At 73.2% G+C, this 20195-nt stretch carries 15 protein-coding genes and 1 pseudogene; 3 read left to right on the forward strand and 13 right to left on the reverse strand.

All coding sequences use genetic code 11. The features are described 5' to 3' along the window. Nucleotides 1–3: 3 nt before the first annotated feature. The 12 genes and pseudogenes from BKA00_RS11375 to BKA00_RS11430 form a co-directional block, all read right to left on the reverse strand. A complete protein-coding gene (locus BKA00_RS11375) occupies nt 4–1248 on the reverse strand; it encodes a sugar ABC transporter permease (protein ID WP_221493101.1) in 1245 nt (414 codons plus the stop codon). A 151-nt stretch (nt 1249–1399) separates the two neighbouring features. After that, nucleotides 1400–2182 (reverse strand): annotated as a pseudogene (locus BKA00_RS11380) (ATP-binding cassette domain-containing protein); the annotation flags it as partial. Nucleotides 2183–2201: 19 nt separating this feature from the next. Then, nucleotides 2202–3278: a substrate-binding domain-containing protein gene (locus BKA00_RS11385; protein ID WP_185024867.1), complete on the reverse strand. Its 1077-nt coding sequence runs from the start codon at nt 3276–3278 to the stop codon at nt 2202–2204. A gap of 269 nt (nt 3279–3547) precedes the next feature. Further along, a complete protein-coding gene (locus tag BKA00_RS11390) occupies nt 3548–4339 on the reverse strand; it encodes a DeoR/GlpR family DNA-binding transcription regulator (RefSeq protein WP_185024868.1) in 792 nt (263 codons plus the stop codon). A gap of 57 nt (nt 4340–4396) precedes the next feature. Then, nucleotides 4397–4795, reverse strand: coding sequence for a rhodanese-like domain-containing protein (locus tag BKA00_RS11395; RefSeq protein ID WP_185024869.1), 399 nt, complete (start codon nt 4793–4795; stop codon nt 4397–4399). 21 nt (nt 4796–4816) lie between these two features. Next, entirely contained in the window at nt 4817–5689 is an 873-nt protein-coding gene (locus BKA00_RS11400; RefSeq protein ID WP_185024870.1) for a Gfo/Idh/MocA family protein, read from the reverse strand. 65 nt (nt 5690–5754) lie between these two features. Then, nucleotides 5755–6144, reverse strand: a complete 390-nt coding sequence (locus BKA00_RS11405) for a hypothetical protein (RefSeq protein ID WP_185024871.1) — start codon at nt 6142–6144, stop codon at nt 5755–5757. Nucleotides 6145–6251: 107 nt separating this feature from the next. Then, complete coding sequence (gene narI / locus BKA00_RS11410) at nt 6252–7025, reverse strand: respiratory nitrate reductase subunit gamma (RefSeq protein ID WP_230299306.1); 774 nt, start codon at nt 7023–7025, stop codon at nt 6252–6254. Continuing rightward, nucleotides 7022–7708, reverse strand: a complete 687-nt coding sequence (gene narJ, locus BKA00_RS11415) for a nitrate reductase molybdenum cofactor assembly chaperone (protein ID WP_230299305.1) — start codon at nt 7706–7708, stop codon at nt 7022–7024. Before narJ ends, narI begins: the two co-directional genes overlap by 4 nt. After that, a complete protein-coding gene (gene narH, locus BKA00_RS11420; RefSeq protein WP_221493818.1) occupies nt 7705–9435 on the reverse strand; it encodes a nitrate reductase subunit beta in 1731 nt (576 codons plus the stop codon). Before narH ends, narJ begins: the two co-directional genes overlap by 4 nt. An 8-nt stretch (nt 9436–9443) precedes the next feature. Next, a complete protein-coding gene (locus BKA00_RS11425; RefSeq protein WP_185024873.1) occupies nt 9444–13136 on the reverse strand; it encodes a nitrate reductase subunit alpha in 3693 nt (1230 codons plus the stop codon). A 13-nt stretch (nt 13137–13149) separates the two neighbouring features. Beyond that, nucleotides 13150–14385 (reverse strand): nitrate/nitrite transporter, encoded by a 1236-nt coding sequence (locus BKA00_RS11430; RefSeq protein ID WP_338072115.1) that lies wholly within the window; start codon nt 14383–14385, stop codon nt 13150–13152. A 194-nt stretch (nt 14386–14579) separates the two neighbouring features. On the opposite strand from BKA00_RS11430, the gene BKA00_RS11435 reads away from it, so the two are divergent. Further along, the gene (locus BKA00_RS11435; RefSeq protein ID WP_185024874.1) at nt 14580–17432 is read left to right on the forward strand and encodes an FAD-linked oxidase C-terminal domain-containing protein; all 2853 of its coding nucleotides are present in this window, start codon (nt 14580–14582) and stop codon (nt 17430–17432) included. Nucleotides 17433–17445: 13 nt separating this feature from the next. Here BKA00_RS11435 and BKA00_RS11440 read toward each other — a convergent pair whose 3' ends face one another. Further along, the gene (locus BKA00_RS11440) at nt 17446–18192 is read right to left on the reverse strand and encodes an IclR family transcriptional regulator (protein ID WP_185024875.1); all 747 of its coding nucleotides are present in this window, start codon (nt 18190–18192) and stop codon (nt 17446–17448) included. 93 nt (nt 18193–18285) lie between these two features. Between BKA00_RS11440 and BKA00_RS11445 the strand changes: the two genes are divergently transcribed. After that, complete coding sequence (locus BKA00_RS11445; protein ID WP_185024876.1) at nt 18286–19083, forward strand: 2-keto-4-pentenoate hydratase; 798 nt, start codon at nt 18286–18288, stop codon at nt 19081–19083. 212 nt (nt 19084–19295) lie between these two features. Beyond that, on the forward strand, nt 19296–20192 hold the full coding sequence (locus BKA00_RS11450; RefSeq protein WP_185024877.1) for an acetaldehyde dehydrogenase (acetylating): 897 nt from the start codon (nt 19296–19298) through the stop codon (nt 20190–20192). The last annotated feature ends 3 nt before the right edge of the window (nt 20193–20195 follow it).

Consider the following 20195-nt stretch of genomic DNA (forward strand, 5'->3'; position numbering starts at 1 on the left):
CGGTCAGGCGCGGCCGTGCGAGGCGCGCGAGCGGCGGGCGACCGAGTCCAGCGCCACGGCGAGCAGCAGCACCGCGCCGGTGACCATGAAACGGTAGGACGAGTCGAGGTTCAGCAGCGTCAGCCCGCTGGAGATCGACTGGATGACCAGGATGCCGAGCAGGGCCGCGAAGGCGTTGCCGCGCCCGCCGAACAGGCTGGTCCCGCCGATCACGGCCGCCGCGATCGCGTTCAGGTTGACGTCGCCGCCGCCGCTGCTCTGGTTGGACGCCGCGAGGCGCGCCGCGGCGAGGATGCCGCCGATCGCGGCGAGCGTGGTGCACATGACGAACGCCGAGGCGTAGACGGTCTTGACGTTGATGCCCGCCCGCCGTGCCGCCTCGACGTTGCCGCCGACCGCGTACACGGACTTGCCGTACTTCGTCCGGGAGAGGACGTAGTGCGTGGCCAGCACGAGCGCCAGGAACAGCACGAACATCCAGCCGACGCCGCGGTCCCGGTTGAGATACCAGACCGCCAGGACGAGGCCGGCCAGCAGGGCGACGCTGCGCAGGACGAGCGTGCGCTCCGCCGTCGCGGGCAGGCCCGCCCTGCGGCGCTGCACCGCCCGGTTGCGGCCCGTCAGGTACAGCCCGGCCGCGCCCGCGGCGGCCAGTGCGTACGCCAGCCACGCCGGGAGGAAGTCGAGCTGGGCGAACGTCACCAGCCGCGAGTCGAACGGCAGGTTGATCGAGCCCTTGGGCCCGAGGACCCACAGTTGCAGGCCGAGCCAGCCGAGCAGCCCGGACAGGGTGATGACGAAGCTGGGCACGCCGAGCCGGTTGAACACCTTCGCGTAGAACCAGCCGAGCACGACGGCCAGCGCCACCGCCGCGACGATCGCCAGCCAGAACGGCCAGCCGTGGTCGACGAACAGCACCGCGACCACGGCGGCGCTGAGCCCGCTCACGGAACCCACCGACAGGTCGATCTGCCCGACCAGCAGCATGAACACCACGCCGAGCGCGATCACGCCGACCGGCACGCACTCCAGCGCCAGGTTGACGAGGTTCGCGCTGGACAGGAAGACCGGGTTGAGGATCTGCATCACGGTCCAGATCACGATCAGCCCGCCGACGACCGGCGCGACGCCGAGGTCGCCGCCGCGGACCCGGTCGGCGGCCGCTGCCAGCGCGGCGCGCACGCCCCGGTCCCCGGGCTCGCCCGGCAGACCGGTCCCGGTCCGCGGGGGCGCCATGAGGTCACTCATCGCCCGCTCCCTTCCTCAGGCCGCCCGGCGCGACCCGCTCGGGCCGGTCGCCGTCCGGCTCGTCCGCGCCGCCGGCGGCGGCGTCCTGTGCCTGCGGGGTCCCGGTGTCCCCGCCGGTGTCCGCGGGGGCGTCCCCCGCCTCGGGACGGAGCCTGCCGGCGCGGCGGCTCACCACGTTGTCGGTCGCGCCGGTGATGGCGGCGACCAGTTCCTCGGCGGAGGTCGTCCGCGCGTCGAACACGCCGTTGTTGCGGCCGAGGCGCAGTACGGCGACGGTGTCGGCGACGGCCTGCACGTCGGCCATGTTGTGGCTGATCATGAGGACGCCGTGGCCGCGCTCCCTGAGCCGCTCGATCAGGTTCAGCACCTCGGCGGTCTGCGCCACGCCGAGCGCGGCGGTCGGCTCGTCCAGGATGATGACCTTCGGGTCGCCGAGCAGCGACCGGGCGATCGCCACCGTCTGCCGCTGGCCTCCCGACAGCGCCGCGACCGGGACCCCCACCGAGGGGATCTTCGCCGAGAGCTGGCCGAGCAGCTCGCGGGAGCGGACCTCCATCGCGACGTCGTCCAGGCGCAGCGCCCGCATCTCGCGGCCGAGGAACAGGTTCTCGATCACGTTGAGGTTCTCGCAGAGGGCGAGGTCCTGGAAGACGGTCGCGATGCCGAGCTGCTGCGCCGCGGCCGGGGTGGGGATGCTCACCTCCCGCGACTCGAAGGTGATGGTCCCCGCGTCCGGGGCGTGCACGCCGGACAGGACCTTCACGAGGGTGGACTTGCCGGCGCCGTTGTCGCCGACGAGGGCGACGACCTGGCCCGCGGCGACGTCCAGGTCGACGCCGGTGAGCGCGGCGACCGCGCCGAACGACTTGCTGACGCCGCGCAGCGACAGCAGCGGGCCCGCCGCGCCGGCGGCCGGGGTGGGCGTTGGTGACATGACGAACCTCGGGAGATCGCTACTTGAGGCCGAGCTTGGCGCAGGCGGCCGCGTACTCGGCGGTGCAGACCTTGTCGGCCTTGAGGGCGCCGTCCGGACCGAGCAGGACCTTGCCGATGTTGTCCTGCGTGACGACGGTCGGCGTGAACAGCTCCGAGGGCGTGCCGAACAGCGTCGTGTTGCCCTTGGGAGTCTCGCCCTGCACGAACTTGTGGGCCGCGTCGGCGGCGGCCTCCGCCACGATCTTGATCGGCTTGGAGATCGTGTTGTACTGGTCGCCGGCGATGATGCGCTGCGCGGCGGCGAGCTCGGCGTCGTTGCCGGTCACCGGCGGGACGTCGGCGCCGGCGGCCTTGAACGCGGCGACGGCGGCGCCGCCGGTGCCGTCGTTCGCGGCGACGACGCCCGCGATCTGGCCGCGGAACTTGCTGATCTGGCCGCTGACCCACTGCTGGGCCTTCGCGGGCTCCCAGCCGGGCGTGTCGTACTCGGCGAGCAGCTTGAAGCCGCTCGGGTCGACGGAGCTGTGGATGCCCTTCTTGATCAGGTTCGCGGCGGCGTCCGTGGGCGAGCCGTTGACCTCCAGGATGCCGCCCTCGGCCTTCTCCTGCTTGAGGTGCTCGACCAGCGACTGGCCGATCATCGCGCCGATCTTCTCGTTGTCGAACGAGACGTAGTAGTCGGCCTTGGCCGCCGGGATGGGGCGGTCGTAGGCGATCACCTTCACGTTCCGGGACTGCGCCATCCGGACGATCGACGCCGCCGCGGCCGAGTCGACCGGGTCGATCACGATGGCCTTGACGCCCTGGGCGAGCACCGAGCTGGCCTGCTGCTGCTGCTTGGAGGCGTCGGCGCCGGCGTTCTGGTAGAGCACGGTGCAGCCGCCGCACAGCTGCTTCATCTTGGCCTTGAACAGCGGGGCGTCGTAGAGCTCGTAGCGGGTCGAGGCGATGTCGGGCATCAGGAACGCGATCTTGGCGTTCTTCGCGTCGCCGCCGCCGGACCCCGCGCTCTCGGAGGAGCACGCCGCGGCGGGGGCGAGCACGGCGAGCGCCGCGGCGGCCGCGGCGACCGTCCTGAGGGAGGGCTTCTTCACAACGTTCTCCTCGGGGGTACGCCCGTGAAGGGGGCGATGGAGCCGATGCGGCGTCCGCGCGACCGGGGTCGGCGGCCACCGCGGGGAGAACGTAACATCACGAACGTTAGAAGTGTCAATACATGGGCGTTAACTAACACAGATGATCGTGAAGAAGATCGTCCACAGAGTCGGAAAAGCCTGGTCACAGCTCAGCATCGATCCCGTGAGGGCTCTAGGCACGCACGGGTCAGACGATGTTAGTTATAACGTCCGTGCTCACACGGAGGTCAGCGGCGCGGGCGCGCGGCGACGTCGTAGTCGACCTTGTGCTTCGCCAGCTCGGCCAGCGCCTCCGGCGCCGCCCCGTCGTCCACGACGACCCGCTCGAAGTCGCTCAGCGGCGCGACCCGGTGCAGCGCGGTGCGGCCCAGTTTCGTGTGGTCCACCAGCAGGACGTTGCGGACGGCGCTGCGCAGCATGGCCCGCTTGACGACCACGACCCGCTGCTCCTGGTGGCCGGCGTTGCCCGCCGACACCGCCGAGGTCGACACGAAGCACAGGTCGACCTGGAGGGACTCGATCATCTCGACGCACGAGACGCCCATGAACGAGTTGTGCAGCGGGTCGTAGTCGCCGCCGAGCGCGATCAGCCGGATGCCCTGCACCGGGGCCAGCAGGTTCAGGCCGTCGAGGAAGTTGGTGACGATCGTCAGCGGGCCGACGTCCGGGAGCCGCCGGGCGAGGGCGAGGGCCGTCGTCGAGTCGTCGAGCATGATCGCCATGCCGGGCTCGACCAGCTCGACCGCCCTCGCGGCGACGGACTCCTTCTCCTCGCGCATCGTCTTGGCCCGGTAGGCGACGCTGCTCTCGAAGACCCCGGACCGCTGCGCGGTGACCCCGCCGCGGTACTTGCGGACGATGCCCTGGCGCTCCAGCTCGTCCAGGTCGCGGTGGATCGTCATGAGGCTGACCCCGAACCGCCCGGCGAGCTCGGCGGCCGTCCCCGACCCCGCGGCGAGCACCGCCTCGGCGATCGCGTCCTGCCGCTGCGCGGGCCCCCGCCGCTGCCGGTCGCTCATGCCCCGCTCCTCCGTCCGGACGCCAGGCCAGAAGTTAACACCAGGAATGTTAAGAGCTCAACTCACCCGGTCGGCGCCCCCGGTCGTCGGCAGGCCCGCGGCGCGCCACGCCTTGAACCCGCCCACGACGTCGGTGGCGCGGGTCAGCCCGAGGTCGTGCAGGGACGCGGCGGCCAGGCTGGAGGTGTAGCCCTCCGAGCAGAACACGATGACGCGCAGATCGTGGCCGGTGGCCTCGGGCAACCGGGCGCCCGAGGCGGGGTCGAAGCGCCACTCCAGGACGTTGCGCTCCACGATCAGCGCGCCCGGGATCTCGCCCTCCTCCGCGCGCTGGGCGGCCGGGCGGATGTCCACCAGCACCGCCCCGTCGCTCGTCTCGGCGTGGGCCTGGTCGGGATGGACGCGCGCGAGCCGGTCGCGCGCCGCTGCGAGGATGTCATCGATGGTGCGTGCCATGCCCCAAGCATGGCAGGCGCGTCAGGCGAGCTGCGCCTCGGCCGAGGCGAGCACCTCCTGGATCCGCAGGCCGTGGGCGGCGTCCAGCGCCGGGCCCGTCCCGCCGCGGACGGCGGCGGCGAACTCGGCCACCATCGTGGCGAACGCGTCGTCGCCGAGCTGCGACCAGTCGAGCCGCGCGTGGCCGCCCCGCCCGAACACCTCGACGTGGGCGGGCGGGAGCTCCCCCGTGCCCGCCATCGACACCGACGCCTGGCTGATCGCGCCGCCCTCGTGCTCCAGCGTCAGCCCCAGCCAGCCGAGCGGGTCGCCGTGCGCGCGCACGCCGGTGACCCGGCCGAGCGCGGCGTCCAGCATGTCGACGATGTGGGGGCCGAGGTCGAGCAGCGCCCCCTTCTCCAGCCGCCACGGGGTGGCGAAGGGGCCCCCGCTCAGCACGGACGAGACGAACGAGCCGTAGCCGCCGAACGGCTCCAGCCCGCGCGTCCGGTCGAGGAAGTCGCGGGCGGCGCGCGAGTAGCGCAGCGTGAGGACCATCTGCGAGACGACGCCGGCCTCGGCGATCGCGCCGGCGAGGCGGCGGGCGCCGTCCAGGTCCATGCCGAGGGGCTTCTCCAGCAGGACGGCCTTGCCCGCGCGGGCGGCCCGGGCGGCGAGGTCGGCCTGGACGTCCGGCGGGACGGAGAACGCCACGGCCTCGCAGGCGTCGAACAGCTCCTCGATCCGCTCGAACGAGGGGGCGCCGTGCTCGCCGGCCAGCGCGGCGGACGCCTCGGGCCGCCGCGCCCACACTCCCGCGAGCCGCGTGGCCGGGCCCGCCGCCAGCGCGGGCGCGTGCACCATCCCCGCCCAGGGTCCCGCCCCGACCAGCCCCACCGCCACGGAATCGCTCATGGGACAAACCTAGACGATCTACCAGCTTCCCGGCGCAACGCGCGGCGGGCGGCGGGCGGCGGGCGTCAGCCGAGCTGGACGCCGAAGAACAGCGCGAGGAGCGCGCCCAGGGCCCCGAGCGCGCCCCAGACGGCGAGCCCGGCCTTGGATCTGGCGCGGGCGTGCAGGAAGGCGGCCGCACCGGACAGCACGACGAACACCAGCTTCACCTCCAGGGTGCGCTGGGCGGCGCCGCCCAGGTCGTCCGCGGCGATGTTCCAGCCTCCGGTGAGGACGAGGACGGCGAACGCGGGCCAGGCGATCGCGTTGAACCGGCGGGCGGCGGCCTTGGTGACGCCCTCGTATCCGCGCAGCGCGGGCACGAGCGCGCCGAGGGTGATCTGGCCGCCGACCCAGATCGTCGCGGCGAGCACATGCAGGAAGATCCGCACGTCGGCGGTGGTGACGGCGAGCACGAGGGGCCTCCGAGGGCGTACCGGGCGGGTGGCGGGCCGGGTGGCGGGACGGGTCGCCACCGGACGTTACCGCCCGCCCCGGCGGCGTCCGGCGGCACCCCGGGCTCTCAGGTGGCCCGCTCCCACCCCCGGCGGGGACGGTGCATGCCGAGCTGCTCGTCGCGGCTGCGGTAGACGATGTAGGGGCGGGTCAGGTAGCCGATCGGGGCGGTGAGCATGTGCACCAGCCGGGTGAACGGCCAGATGCCGAACAGGACGAGCGCGCTGAGCGCATGGAGCTGGAACAGGATCGGCACACCGGTCATCAGCCCGGGGTCGGGCCGCAGGTAGAAGATCGACCGGAACCAGGGGGAGACCGTCTCCCGGTAGTCGTAGCCGCCGCCGACGATGTTCGCGACGACGGTCGCGGACAGGCCGAGGACGATGGTCAGCGCCAGGACGGCGTACATGAGCTTGTCGTTGCGGGTGGTCGCGGAGAACACCGGTCCGACCGTGCGCCGCCGGTAGATCAGGATCGCCAGCCCGGCCAGGGTGCAGAAGCCGGCGATGGTGCCGAGCACCACGGCGACGACGTGGTACATGTCCTCGGTCACGCCGGCGGCCCGCGTCCAGGTGTCGGGGATCAGCAGCCCGCCGACGTGGCCGAGCGCGACGACGAGGATGCCGAAGTGGAACAGCGGGCTGCCGATGCGCAGCAGCCGGCGTTCGTAGAGCTGGGACGAGCGGGTCGTCCAGCCGAACTTGTCGTAGCGGTAGCGCCAGATGTGCCCGAGGACGAACACCGCCACCGCGACGTAGGGCAGGGCGACCCACAGCAGGATGCCGGCCACGCCGGGATCGCCGCCGTTCTCAGCGGCGAGAACGGGCAGGTCACGGGTCACGAGCGGCCTCCAATGGCGGGATCGGGCAGGAAGACGGGCCCCATGGCGGTCGCGTCGGCGCCGTAGGGGGCGAGGCCGACCTCCTCTTCGGGCGGGCCCTCGGCGATGAGCCGGGCGACGGCCTCCTCGCCCCGCCCGGTCAGCGGCGGAAGCGTGGCCGTGACTGCGTCCAGGACGGCCTTCCACGGCGACCCGGACTCGGTGAGGGACAGGCGCAGGAGCTCCAGGCCGGCGCGGTGCTCCAGGAGCAGCCGGCGTCCCTGCGCGAGGTCGCCGGTGGCGGCGAACTCCAGCACGACGGCCAGGTGGTCGGGGAGCTCGCCTTCGTCGAGGTCGAGCCCGGCCGCCTGGTACGCCTGCTTGAAGCGCACCAGGGCCATGCCGCGTTTGCGGGTGTCCCCGTAGGCGTAGTACGTGAGGTAGAGGCAGCAGCGTTTGCGGTGGTCGAACGTGGCGACGTAGTCGGCCGCCAGCTCGCGCGGCGGGGCCGCGTCCAGATGGTCGAGGACGCGGCCCAGCGGCTCCGCGACGGGCGGGGGCAGGCTCGCCACGGCCCGGCGCAGCAGCGGCAGCCGTCCGAGCAGTTCCTCGTCGGGGTAGCCGAGCAGCAGCGAGGCGACCTGCCAGGCGGTGGCGAGCTCGGTGTCGGTCAGGCCGGCCTTGTTCACGGGTCGGATCTTCACGGCCGGGGCTCCGTTTCGGCGTCGCCCGAGTCCGCGGGCGGGTTGGCGCCGTCCGGGCCCGGGCCCTCGTCCTCGCGGGCGGGGAACAGTCCGGCAGGGGCGCCCTTGCCGTCCCAGTTGAGCAGGTTGACGCGCTTGTGCTTGTCGGCCGGGTCGACCGGGTTGTCGGACGTCTGCCGCTCCCTGAGCATGTGGAAGTTCTCCACCGCGATCGGGCTGGCACCGCCGGAGGCCTCGCCGAACGGCCCCGAGCCGCCGCCCGCCCCGGCCCCGCCCATCCCCGGCCCGCCCTCGTAGTCGAGCGCGCACTCGGTCGCCAGTTCCTCCAGGCCGTGGGCCTGCTCGGCGTGCGCGGGTGGGATCACGTACCGCTCGTCGTACTTGGCCAGCGCCAGCAGCCGGTACATGTCGTACATCGCCTCCCCCGACATCCCGACCCCCTGCGGGATCGTCTCGTCGGGCTCGCGGCCGAGGTTGATGTCGCGCATGTAGGAGCGCATCGCGGCCAGCCGCCGCAGCACGGCGTCCACCGGGGCGGTGTCCCCGGCGGTGAACAGTTCGGCGAGGTACTCCACCGGGATGCGCAGCGCGTCGATCGCGGCGAACAGGTTGCCGCGGTCCTCGGCGTCGTGGCCGGTGTCGCGGACGACGTCCACGACCGGCGACAGCGGCGGGATGTACCAGACCATCGGCATCGTCCGGTACTCCGGGTGCAGCGGCAGCGCCACCTTGTAGGTGTTGATCAGGGCGTGGATCGGGGAGCGCTGCGCGGCCTCGATCCAGTCCTGCGGGATCCCCTCCCGCTCGGCCGCCGCGACGACGGCCGGGTCGTGCGGGTCGAGGAACACCCGGCGCTGCGCCTCGTACAGGTCGGTGTCCTCCGGCGTGGAGGCGGCCTCCAGCACCTTGTCGGCGTCGTAGAGCACCAGCCCGATGTAGCGCAGCCGCCCGACGCACGTCTCGGAGCAGACGGTGGGGATGCCGACCTCGACGCGCGGGAAGCAGAACGTGCACTTCTCGGCCTTGCCGGTGCGGTGGTTGAAGTAGACCTTCTTGTACGGGCAGCCCGACACGCACATCCGCCAGCCGCGGCAGCGGTCCTGGTCGACCAGCACGATGCCGTCCTCGGTCCGCTTGTAGATCGCACCGGACGGGCAGGACGCCGCGCAGCTGGGGTTGAGGCAGTGCTCGCAGATCCGCGGCAGGTAGAACATGAAGGTCTTGTCGAACTCCATCTTCACCTTGTCGGAGATCTCCTTGAGCAGGACGTCCTTGTCTCCGTGCTCGACCGAGCCGCCGAGGTCGTCGTCCCAGTTCGCCGACCAGGAGATCTTCATGTCCTCGCCGGACAGCAGCGACTTCGGCCGCGCGACCGGCGTGTGCTCCTGCAGGGGCGCGTCGGTGAGGGTCTCGTAGTCGTAGGTCCAGGGCTCGTAGTAGTCGTCGATCCCGGGCAGCTTGGGGTTGGAGAAGATCGTCAGGAGCTTGCGGAGCCGGCCGCCGCCCCTGAGGGCGAGCCGGCCGCGCCGGTTCAGCGTCCAGCCGCCGCGCCAGCGCTCCTGGTCCTCGTACCGCCGGGGGTAGCCCTGCCCGGGCCGGGTCTCGACGTTGTTGAACCACACGTACTCGACGCCGCTGCGGTTCGTCCAGGCCTGCTTGCAGGTGACCGAGCAGGTGTGGCAGCCGATGCACTTGTCGAGGTTCATCACCATCGACATCTGCGCCATGACGCGCACTAGTACTGCACCTCCTGTGAGCGGCGGCGGATGACGGTGACCTCGTCGCGCTGGTTGCCCGTCGGGCCGAGGTAGTTGAACGCGAACGACAGCTGCGCGTACCCGCCGATGAGATGGCTCGGCTTGATCAGCAGCCGGGTCAGCGAGTTGTGGATGCCGCCGCGGCGGCCGGAGGTCTCCGAACGCGGGACGTCGATCAGCTTGTCCTGCGCGTGGTACATGTACACGGTGCCCTCGGGCATCCGGTGCGAGACGATCGCCCGGGCGACGACGACGCCGTTGCGGTTCACCGCCTCGATCCAGTCGTTGTCGCGCACGCCGATCTTCGCGGCGTCCTCCCCGCTCATCCAGACCACCGGGCCGCCGCGCGACAGCGACAGCATGAACAGGTTGTCCTGGTACTCCGAGTGGATCGACCACTTGTTGTGCGGGGTGAGGTACCGGACGGCCAGGCCGAGCTCGCCGGTCTCGCCGAGCTCGGGCTCGCCGAACAGGGCGGACATGTTGAGCGGCGGACGGAACGTCGGCAGCTGCTCGCCCAGTTCGGCCATCCAGTCGTGGTCGAGGTAGAAGTGCTGCCGCCCCGTCAGGGTGTGCCACGGCTTGAGCCGCTCCACGTTGATCGTGAACGGCGAGTACCGGCGCCCGCCGGCCTCCGAGCCCGACCACTCCGGGGAGGTGATGACGGGCACGGGGCGCGCCTGGGTGTCGGCGAACGTGATCTGCTTGCCCTCGTGCTCGGCGGCCAGGTCGGCCAGGCGCCGCCCGGTGCGCCTCTCCACCGCCCGGAAGCCCTGGACGGCCAGCTGCCCGTTCGTGGTCCCCGACATCGCCAGGATCGCCTCGCAGGCGTGCACGTCCCGCCGCAGCGAGGGGCGCCCGTCCGCGGGGCCTCCCCGCACCACGCCGTTCTTGTGCCTCAGGTACTCGACCGCGCCCTCCATGTCGAACGTGACGCCCTTGGTGGTCCCGCCGAGCCGCTCGGCGAGCGGGCCGAGCGCGGTCATCTTCGCGGCGACGGCCGGGTAGTCGCGCTCCACCGTCACCAGCTTCGGCATCGTCACGCCGGGGACGGGCTCGCACTCGCCCTCGGCCCAGTCGGCGACGCGTCCGTGGGGCGTCGCCATCTCGTCGGGGGTGTCGTGCAGCAGCGGCACGGCGACGACGTCCTTGCGGACGCCCAGATGCCGCTCGGCGAGCCGGCTGAACTGGACGGCGATGTCCTGGAAGGCCCGCCAGTCGCTCCGGGTCTGCCACGGCGGCGCGATCGCCGGGTTGAACGAGTGCACGAACGGGTGCATGTCGGTGGTGTTGAGATCGTGCTTCTCGTACCAGGTCGCGGCAGGCAGCACGATGTCGGAGTACACCGTGGTGCTGGTCATCCGGAAGTCCAGCGACAGCAGCAGGTCGAGCTTGCCGGCCGGGGCCTCGTCCCGCCAGACGACCTCCTTGGGGCGCTCGCCCGGCGGCGTCTCCTCCGCCCGTACGGCGTCGGCGGCGCCGAGCAGGTGCTTGAGGAAGTACTCGTTGCCCTTGGCGGACGAGCCCAGCAGGTTGGACCGCCACACGGTGAGGACGCGGGGGAAGTTCTCCGGGGCGTCGGGGTCCTGGCAGGCGAACCTCAGCCGGCCGGCCTTCAGCTCGTCCACGATGTGCTCGCCGGCCGGCCTCCCGGCGGCCTCCGCCTCGTCGGCGAGGGTGAGCGGGTTGCGGTCGAAGGTCGGGTAGGACGGCATCCAGCCCAGCCGGGCCGCCTGCGCGATCACGTCGGCCGTGGACCGGCCGGCGAGCCGCCCGCCGCCCGTCGCCGCCGACAGGGTGCCCGCGTCGAACTGGTCGTAGCGGAACTGGTCGGAATGCAGGTACCAGAAGGCGGTGCCGATCATCTGGCGGGGCGGGCGGGACCAGTCCAGCCCGAACGCCAGCTGCGCCCACCCGGTCACCGGACGGCACTTCTCCTGCCCGACGTAGTGCGCCCAGCCGCCGCCGTTCACGCCCTGCCCGCCGGTCAGCGTGGTCAGCGCGAGGAACGTCCGGTAGATGGTGTCGGAGTGGAACCAGTGGTTGGTGCCCGCGCCCATGATGATCATCGACCGGCCGCGGGACTCCTCGGCGTTCGCCGCGAACTCGCGCCCGATCCGCTCGGCCGCCCGCGCGGGCACGCCGGTGATCGTCTCCTGCCAGGCCGGGGTGCCCGGCTCCGACGCGTCGTCGTAGCCGGACGGCCACGAACCCGGCAGCCCGTCCCGTCCCACTCCGTACTGGGCGAGCAGCAGGTCGAACACGGTCGTGACCAGGTGGCCGCCGACGTTCCGCACCGGCACGCCCCGGCGGAGCGTTCCCGGCGCGCCGTCAACGCCGTCGAACCGGGCCAGTTCCACCTCGGCCGTCTCGCCGCCCTCGACCGACAGCAGCGGGTCGGCGTCGCCCAGGTCCAGGTTCCACTTGCCCACGCCGGCGTCGCCGTACCGGAATCCGAGCGACCCGTTCGGCACCAGCGGATGCCCGGTGTTCGCGTCCAGGATCACGGTCTTGAACGCGGCGTACTCGGACCCGGCCTCGGCGCCCGGCAGGTCGGCCGCGGTGAGGAACTTGCCGGGGACGTGGGCGCCGTCGCGCTCCTCCAGCCGGACGAGGAACGGCAGGTCGCTGTAGCGCTTGACGTAATCGGTGAAGTATGGCACCCGCCGGTCGACGAAGAACTCCTTGAGGATGACGTGCCCCATCGCCATCGCCAGGGCGCCGTCCGTGCCGGGCTGGGCGGCCAGCCACTCGTCGGCGAACTTGACGTTGTCGGCGTAGTCCGGGGAGACGGCCACGACCTTCTGGCCCCGGTAGCGGGCCTCGGTCATCCAGTGCGCGTCCGGGGTGCGGGTCACCGGCAGGTTCGAGCCCCACATGATCAGGTAGCCGGCGTCCCACCAGTCGCCCGACTCCGGGACGTCGGTCTGGTCGCCGAACACCTGCGGGGACGCCACCGGCAGGTCGGCGTACCAGTCGTAGAACGACAGCATCGTCCCGCCGATCAGTGACACGAACCGGGCCCCCGACGCGTGCGACACCATCGACATCGCCGGGATCGGGGAGAACCCGGCGACCCGGTCGGGGCCGTACTCGGCGATCGTGTGGACGTGGGCGGCGGCGATCATCTCGGTCGCCTCGTCCCACGACGCCCGCACCAGGCCGCCCCGCCCCCGCGCGCCCTTGTAGGCGCGGGCCCTCTCCGGGTCGGAGACGATCTCGCGCCACGCGGTCACCGGGTCGCCCGTGCGGGCCTTGGCCTCCCGGTACATCTCCAGCAGGACGCCGCGCACGTACGGGTACCGCACGCGGGTCGGCGAGTAGGTGTACCAGGAGAACGACGCGCCCCGGGGGCAGCCGCGCGGCTCGTACTCGGGGCGGTCCGGGCCCACCGATGGGTAGTCGGTCTGCTGCGCCTCCCAGGTGATGATGCCGTCCTTGACGTACACCTTCCAGGAGCACGAGCCGGTGCAGTTCACGCCGTGCGTGGAGCGCACGACCTTGTCGTGCGACCAGCGGTCCCGGTAGAAGGCGTCCGCCTGCCGCCCGCCCTTCTTGGTCATGGTCCGCAGATCCGGGGAGACCCGCGCGCGGGTGAAGTACCTCCGCGTGCTCACCAGTGCGTCTTCCAGCGGGCCGTCCAGTCCGGGCCGGCCATCGGTCGAGCTCACGAGATTTCCTTCCCTATGCGGCTTGGCGGTCCAGCGCGGCGCGCCGGACGACCGTGGCGGTGAACAGCGCGGCGGCCGCGGCCACGAGCGCGAGCAGCACCAGTCCGGCGGCGTAGGAGCCGTAGGCGCCGTAGACGAAGCCCATGACCAGCGGAGGGACGAACCCGCCGAGGCCGCCCGCGGCACCGACGACGCCGGTGACCGCGCCGACCTTGCTCACCGGGGTGAGCTGCGCGACCAGCGCGAACGTCGCCCCGCTGCCGGCGCCGAGCGCGGCGGCCATGGCGAGGAACGCGATCGTCCCGAGCGGCATCAGCGGCGGCGAGAACGCCTGCGCCGCCGCGCCCGCCACCGTCACCGCCAGGACCGTCACCATCACCCGGGGGGCGCCCACCCGGTCCGACAGCCATCCGCCGATCGGGCGCATCACGACGGCCAGCAGGACGAATCCCGCCATCCGGTTCGCGGCGTCCGACTGCGAAAGCCCGTACTCCGTCTTCAGATACGTGGGCAGGTACACCGAGAAGGCGACGTAGCCGCCGAAGGCGACCGCGTACAGCGCCGACATCTGCCACGTCACGCCCATCCGGGCCGTCGCGGCCAGCCGCTTCGCGAGCGGCTCGGTCGGCGCCGTCCGCCCCGGGGCCTCCCGCAGGACGAGCCACGCGACGGCCGCGTACACGGCGAGCAGCACGGCCATCACCACGAACGGGAACCGCATCCCGTACCTGTCGACCTCCTTGACGGTCGTCAGCGCGCTGATCGCGGTGCCGCCCATCCCGGCGCCGAAGACCCCGACCGCCAGCCCGCGCCGCCGGGGCGGGAACCAGGCGTTGACGAAGGGGACCCCGACGGCGAACGTCGTCCCGGCGATGCCGAGGAAGAACCCGCCCGCCAGCAGCGACGCCAGCGAGGAGTGCCCGGCCAGGCCCAGGTAGAGGACGGGCACGATGGTGAACAGCGAGACCGCGGGGAACATCACGCGGCCGCCGAACCGGTCGGTCAGCGCGCCGACGGGGATGCGTCCCAGCGAGCCCACGACCACGGGCACGGCCACGAGCAGGGACTGCTCGAACGACGACAGCTCCAGCGAGTCCTTGAACCGCGGGCCGAGCGGGCTCAGCAGCGCCCACGCCCAGAAGTTCACCGCGAACCCGATCGTGGCCACCGCCAGCATGACCATCGGCCGCGCGCCGCCCGCCCCGGTCTCTGCGGGCGTCGCTTCCGCCGCCCGACGTGTCCCAGTCACCGTGCCTCTGCCTCCGTCAGCCCGTTTCGAGGGCCCTTCCCGGTACGTCCCGCGGTAACCATGATCGGTTTCCGCCGCACCACCCTCGCGGAGCACGGTGACGCGCGGTAGGGACCTTGGTCCCGACGGAGGCCCCGCGAGGCCGCGGGCCGCCGGGCGGCCGGCGGGCCGCGCCATGACCTACCGTGGTCACCGTGACCGACCATCGTGAGCACGGCGAACTGGTGGAGGCGCTGCGGGCGGCCGGGGTCAGCGGGGTGGACGACTCGGCGCTCGCGCGGTCCCTGTACTCCTCGGACGCCTCCCTGTACCGGGTGCCGCCGCGGGTCGTGGTGACGCCCCGTGAGGCGGGCGAGCTGCCCGCCGTCCTCGCGGTGTGCCGGGAGGCCGGGGTGCCGCTCACGATGCGGGGCGCCGGGACGTCCATCGCGGGCAACGCGGTCGGGCCCGGCGTCGTCGTGGACGTGAGCCGGCATCTGAACCGCGTCCTGGAGATCGACCCGGAGGCGGGGACGGCGCTGGTCGAGCCCGGCATCGTGCAGGAGCACCTGCACCGCAGGGCGGCCGGGCACGGGCTGCGGTTCGGGCCCGACCCGTCCACCCGGACGCGGGCCACGCTCGGCGGGATGATCGGCAACAACGCGTGCGGGTCGCGGGCGCTCGGCTACGGGCGCACGAGCGACAACGTGCTCGGCCTCGACGTCGTCGCCGGATCCGGGGAGCGGCTGCGGCTCGGCGACGTGCCGGGGGCGCGGACCGGCAGCGTCCTGCTGGAGCGGCTCCGGGGGCTGGTCGGCGAGAACCTGGCCCTCGTCCGGACGGAGTTCGGGCGGTTCGGCCGGCAGGTCTCCGGCTACTCGCTGGAGCACCTCCTGCCGGAGAAGGGCTTCGACGTCGCCCGCGCGCTGGTGGGAAGCGAGGGGACGCTCGCGGTGACCCTCGCGGCGCGGGTGCGGATGGTCCGGGAACCCGCGCACCGGGTGCTGGTCGTCCTCGGGTACGGGTCGATGGCCGAGGCCGCCGACGCCGTCCCGGCGATCCTGCCGCACGGCCCGGTCGCCTGCGAGGGGCTCGACTCGCGGATCGTGAACGTCGTGCGGGAGCGGCGGGGCGCCGGGGCGGTGCCGCCGCTGCCGTCCGGGTCGGGATGGCTGCTGGTGGAACTCGCCGGGCCCGAGGCCGGGGCGCTGCGTTCCGCGGCGCGCGGGCTCGTCGCCGCGTCCGGCTGCGCCGACTCGGCGCTCGTGGATGACGTGGCGCTCGCCGACGCGCTGTGGCGGATCCGCGAGGACGGCTCCGGGCTCGTCGCCCGCACGCCCGCCGGCGAGCAGGCGCACGCCGGGTGGGAGGACGCGGCCGTCCCGCCCGAGCGGCTCGGCGCGTACCTGCGGGAGTTCGAGGCGCTGCTGGCCGGCTACGACCTGTTCGGCGTGCCGTACGGGCATTTCGGCGACGGGTGCATCCACGTCCGGATCGACTTCCCCTTCGGGCGGGCCGGCGGGACGCGCGTCTTCCGCGACTTCCTGAACGAAGCGGCCGCGCTGGCGGCCCGGCACGGCGGCACCATGTCCGGCGAGCACGGCGACGGGCGGGCCCGCGGCGAACTGCTGCCGCACATGTACTCGGCCGAGGCGCTGGCGCTGTGCTCGGCCGTCAAGGACGTCCTCGATCCCGACGACGTGCTCAACCCCGGCATCATCGTCCGCCCGGCCGCCGTGGACGCCGACCTGCGCGCCGTGCAGACGATCCCGCTGAACCGGGGGCTCGGTCTCGCCTACCGGGACGACCGCGGCGACCTGTCCCGGGCCGTGCACCGCTGCACCGGCGTGGGCAAGTGCCGCGCCGACAACACCGGGACGGGCGGCGTGATGTGCCCGTCCTACCTGGCGACCCGGGAGGAGAAGGACTCCACGCGCGGACGGGCCCGGGTCCTGCAGGAGGTCGTCAGCGGCAAGCTCGGCCCGGACGGCTGGAAGTCCGAGGCCCTGCACGACGTCCTCGACCTCTGCCTGGCCTGCAAGGGCTGCGCGTCCGACTGCCCGACCGGCGTCGACATGGCCTCCTACAAGGCGGAGGCGCTGCACCGGCGGTACCGGGGGCGGATCCGGCCGCGCTCCCACTACGCGCTCGGCCGGCTCCCGCGCTGGACCCGGCTCGCCGCCCGGGCGCCCGCGATGATCAGGGTGGTCAACGCGGCGATGCGGTCGCGCGCGCTGAAGCCGCTGCTGGCCTGGGGCGCGGGCATCGACCGGCGGCGCACGCTCCCCGCGCTCGCGCCCGTGACGTTCCGGCGCTGGTTCGCCTCCCACCGCAGCCCGGAGGGCCGCAACGGCGACGTCGTGCTGTTCGTGGACAGCTTCACCGACGCGTTCTCCCCGGAGGTGGGCCGGGCGACCGTACGGGTGCTGGAGCACGCCGGCTACCGCGTCACGGTGACCGAGCGCCCCGTGTGCTGCGGGATCACGTGGATCTCCACCGGGCAGCTGGACGGGGCGCGGGCGCAGGCGCGCCGCGCCGTCCGCGCGCTGCTCCCCCACGTCCGGCGCGGCGCGAGGGTCGTCGGGATGGAGCCGTCCTGCACCGGGGTGCTGCGGTCCGACGCCGAGGAGCTGCTGAGGGGCGTGGACGCGGCCGCCGCCCGCGAGGTCGCCGCCGCGACCCGCACCCTGGCCGAGCTGCTCGCCGAGACCCCGGACTGGACGCCGCCCGACCTGTCCGGCGTCACCGGGATCGCGCAGCCGCACTGCCACCACCACGCCGTCATGGGCTGGGCGAAGGACGCCGAGCTGCTGCGGAAGGCGGGCGCGGACGTCGGGCGGCTCGGCGACTGCTGCGGCCTGGCCGGCAACTTCGGCGTCGAGAAGGGCCACCACGAGGTGTCGGTCGCCGTCGCCGAGCACCGGCTGCTCCCGGCGGTCCGCGCGGCCGGGGAGGACGCGGTGGTCCTGGCCGACGGGTTCAGCTGCCGCACGCAGCTGCGCGAGCTGGCGCACCGCGACGGCGAGCACCTCGCCCAGCTCCTGGCCCGCCGCCTGCCGGGGCGGTGAACGCCCGGCGCGGCTAACCGCCCAGCGTGCGCGAGAGGGTGAGCGCCGCGGTGTGGACGGCCGGGGCGACCGCGGCGAGCCGCATCCGGGTGGCCCAGCCCGACACCGACAGCGCGCCGAGGACCAGGCCGTCCGGGCCGAGGACGGGGCTGGCGGCGCAGACGATCCCGTGCCCGGACTCCTCCCGGTCGTAGGCGACGCCCTCGCGCCTGATCGTCTCCAGCTCCCGGGCGAGCAGGCCCGGCGCGGTCACGCTGCGCTCGCCGACCTTCACCAGCTCCGACTCCAGCACGCCCTTGACCACCTCCGGCGGGGAGAACGCGAGGATCGCCTTGCCCACCCCGGTCACGTGCGCGGGCAGCCGCCCGCCCACCTGCGACGGCAGCCGCGGCCCGCCGGCGGAGCCGAGGATCTCCACGTAGACGACCTCGCCGCCCTCCAGCACCGCGAGGTGGACGGTCTGCCGGGTCGCCTCCCGCAGGTCCGACATGTACGGGACGGCGGCGTCCCGCAGCACCCGCTGGCGCGGCACCCGCTGCCCGATCTCGAACAGCCGCAGCCCGAGCCGCACCCGCGGGCCCCGGCGCTCCAGCAGCCCGGCGTCCACCAGGTCCAGGGCGATGCGGTGCGCGGTCGACTTCGGCAGGCCGCTGCGGCGGGCCAGCTCGGCCGCGCCCAGGCCGTCGTCCTCCGGGCGGAACGCCGACAGCACCGCGACGACGCGGCGCAGGAAGCTCTCCTCGGACGGGACGGACGCCATGGAAGAAGTGTCCCACCACGCGGGACGGCCTCGTTGCCCGCGGGGGGCGCAGCGGGAGAGGCTCGGTCTGCCCACGAACGAAAGGACGGCCCCATGGACCCGGGTTCCGTGGAGAAGGCCGCGGCCGCGCTGCTCGACGCGTACGCCACCGGCACTCCCATCTCGCCGCTGACGAAGGACCATCCGAACATGTCGGTGGCCGACGCCTACGCGGTCCAGCTCGCCCAGGTCGAGGCGTGGACGTCCGCCGGCGCGCGGATCAAGGGCCACAAGGTCGGCCTGACCTCGGCCGCGATGCAGCGCCAGATGGGCGTGGACCAGCCGGACTTCGGCGTGCTGCTGGACACGATGTTCCTGCCGGAGAGCGCCCCGATCGACACCGGGCGGTTCCTGCAGCCCCGGATCGAGCCGGAGATCGCGTTCGTGCTGGGCCGCCCGCTGGCCGGTCCCGGCGCCACGACGGCGGACGCCGTCGCGGCCGTCGAGTACGTGCTGCCCGCGCTGGAGGTGATCGACTCCCGCATCGCGGACTGGAAGATCACCCTGCCGGACACGATCGCGGACAACGCCTCCAGCGGCGGCGTCGTGCTCGGCACCCGCCCGGTCCGGCTCGACGACCAGGACCTGTCGCTGATGGGCTGCCTGCTGCGCCGCGACGGCGACCTGATCGACACCGGCGCGGGCGGCGCGGTCCTCGGATCGCCGATCAACGCGCTGGTCTGGCTGGCCAACGTCCTCGGCGAGCGCGGCGTGAGCCTGGAGGCCGGGCACGTGGTGCTGCCCGGCTCGATCACCGCGGCCGTGCCGGTCGCGCCCGGGGAGACACTGACGGCGACGTTCGCCGGGATCGGTTCCGTTACCGCTCGGTTCGGAAGGGAGGACTCGGCATGAGCGAAGCGAACCGGGGGGCGCGGGGGGTCGCCCCCTCGCAGGGAACAGGCATGAGCGAAGCGAACCGGGGGGCGCGGGGGGTCGCCCCCTCGCAGGGAACAGGCATGAGCGAAGCGAACCGGGGGGCGCGGGGGGTCGCCCCCTCGCAGGGAACAGGCATGAGCGAAGCGAACCGGGGGGCGCGGGGGGTCGCCCCCTCGCAGGGAACAGGCATGAGCAAGTTGACGGCGGCGATCGTCGGGCCGGGCAACATCGGCACCGACCTGCTGGTCAAGCTCCGGCGCAGCGAGCTGATCGACGTCCACTCGATGGTCGGGGTGGTGCCGGAGTCCGACGGCCTGGAGCGCGCCCGCAGGATGGGCGTCGAGGCGTCGGCGGAGGGCGTGGACTGGCTGCTGAAGCAGCCCACGCTGCCCGACCTGGTGTTCGAGGCGACGTCGGCGAAGGCGCACCTGGCCAACGCGCCCCGCTACGAGGAGGCGGGGATCACGGCGATCGACCTGACGCCGGCCGCGACGGGCCCCCTGGTGTGCCCGCCGGTGAACCTGGACTCGCTGTCGGACGCCCCCAACCTGAACATGATCACCTGCGGCGGGCAGGCGACGATCCCGATCGTGCACGCGGTGTCCTCGGTGGTGCCGGTGCCGTACGCCGAGATCGTCGCGTCGATCGCGTCCCGCTCGGCCGGGCCCGGCACCCGCGCGAACATCGACGAGTTCACCGAGACCACGGCGCGCGCGATCGAGCAGGTCGGCGGCGCCGGGCGGGGCAAGGCGATCATCATCCTCAACCCGGTGGACCCGCCGATGATCATGCGGGACACGGTGTTCTGCGCGATCCCGTCCGACGCCGACACCGGGGCGATCTCGGAGTCGATCGAGAAGATGGTGGCGGAGGTCGCCGCCTACGTCCCCGGCTACACGCTGCGGGTCGAGCCGCAGTTCGACGAGCCCCGCGACATCTGGAACGGGATGGCCCGCGTCGCGGTGTTCCTGGAGGTCCGCGGCAACGGCGACTACCTGCCGCCCTGGGCCGGCAACCTCGACATCATGACCGCGGCCGCCGCCCGGGTGGGCGAGCAGATCGCGCGCAGGAAGGCCTCGAAATGAGCG

This window comes from Actinomadura coerulea (assembly GCF_014208105.1).
GTDB lineage: Bacteria > Actinomycetota > Actinomycetes > Streptosporangiales > Streptosporangiaceae > Spirillospora > Spirillospora coerulea.

What these genes read in the sequence shown, in the direction of transcription:
- BKA00_RS11375 (WP_221493101.1), bottom strand. Translation starts at nt 1,248, where the DNA reads ATGAGTGACCTCATGGCGCCCCCGCGGACCGGGACCGGTCTGCCGGGC.
- BKA00_RS11390 (WP_185024868.1), bottom strand. Translation starts at nt 4,339, where the DNA reads ATGAGCGACCGGCAGCGGCGGGGGCCCGCGCAGCGGCAGGACGCGATC.
- BKA00_RS11395 (WP_185024869.1), bottom strand. Translation starts at nt 4,795, where the DNA reads ATGGCACGCACCATCGATGACATCCTCGCAGCGGCGCGCGACCGGCTC.
- BKA00_RS11400 (WP_185024870.1), bottom strand. Translation starts at nt 5,689, where the DNA reads ATGAGCGATTCCGTGGCGGTGGGGCTGGTCGGGGCGGGACCCTGGGCG.
- narH (WP_221493818.1), bottom strand. Translation starts at nt 9,435, where the DNA reads ATGGCGCAGATGTCGATGGTGATGAACCTCGACAAGTGCATCGGCTGC.
- BKA00_RS11440 (WP_185024875.1), bottom strand. Translation starts at nt 18,192, where the DNA reads ATGGCGTCCGTCCCGTCCGAGGAGAGCTTCCTGCGCCGCGTCGTCGCG.
- BKA00_RS11445 (WP_185024876.1), top strand. Translation starts at nt 18,286, where the DNA reads ATGGACCCGGGTTCCGTGGAGAAGGCCGCGGCCGCGCTGCTCGACGCG.
- BKA00_RS11450 (WP_185024877.1), top strand. Translation starts at nt 19,296, where the DNA reads ATGAGCAAGTTGACGGCGGCGATCGTCGGGCCGGGCAACATCGGCACC.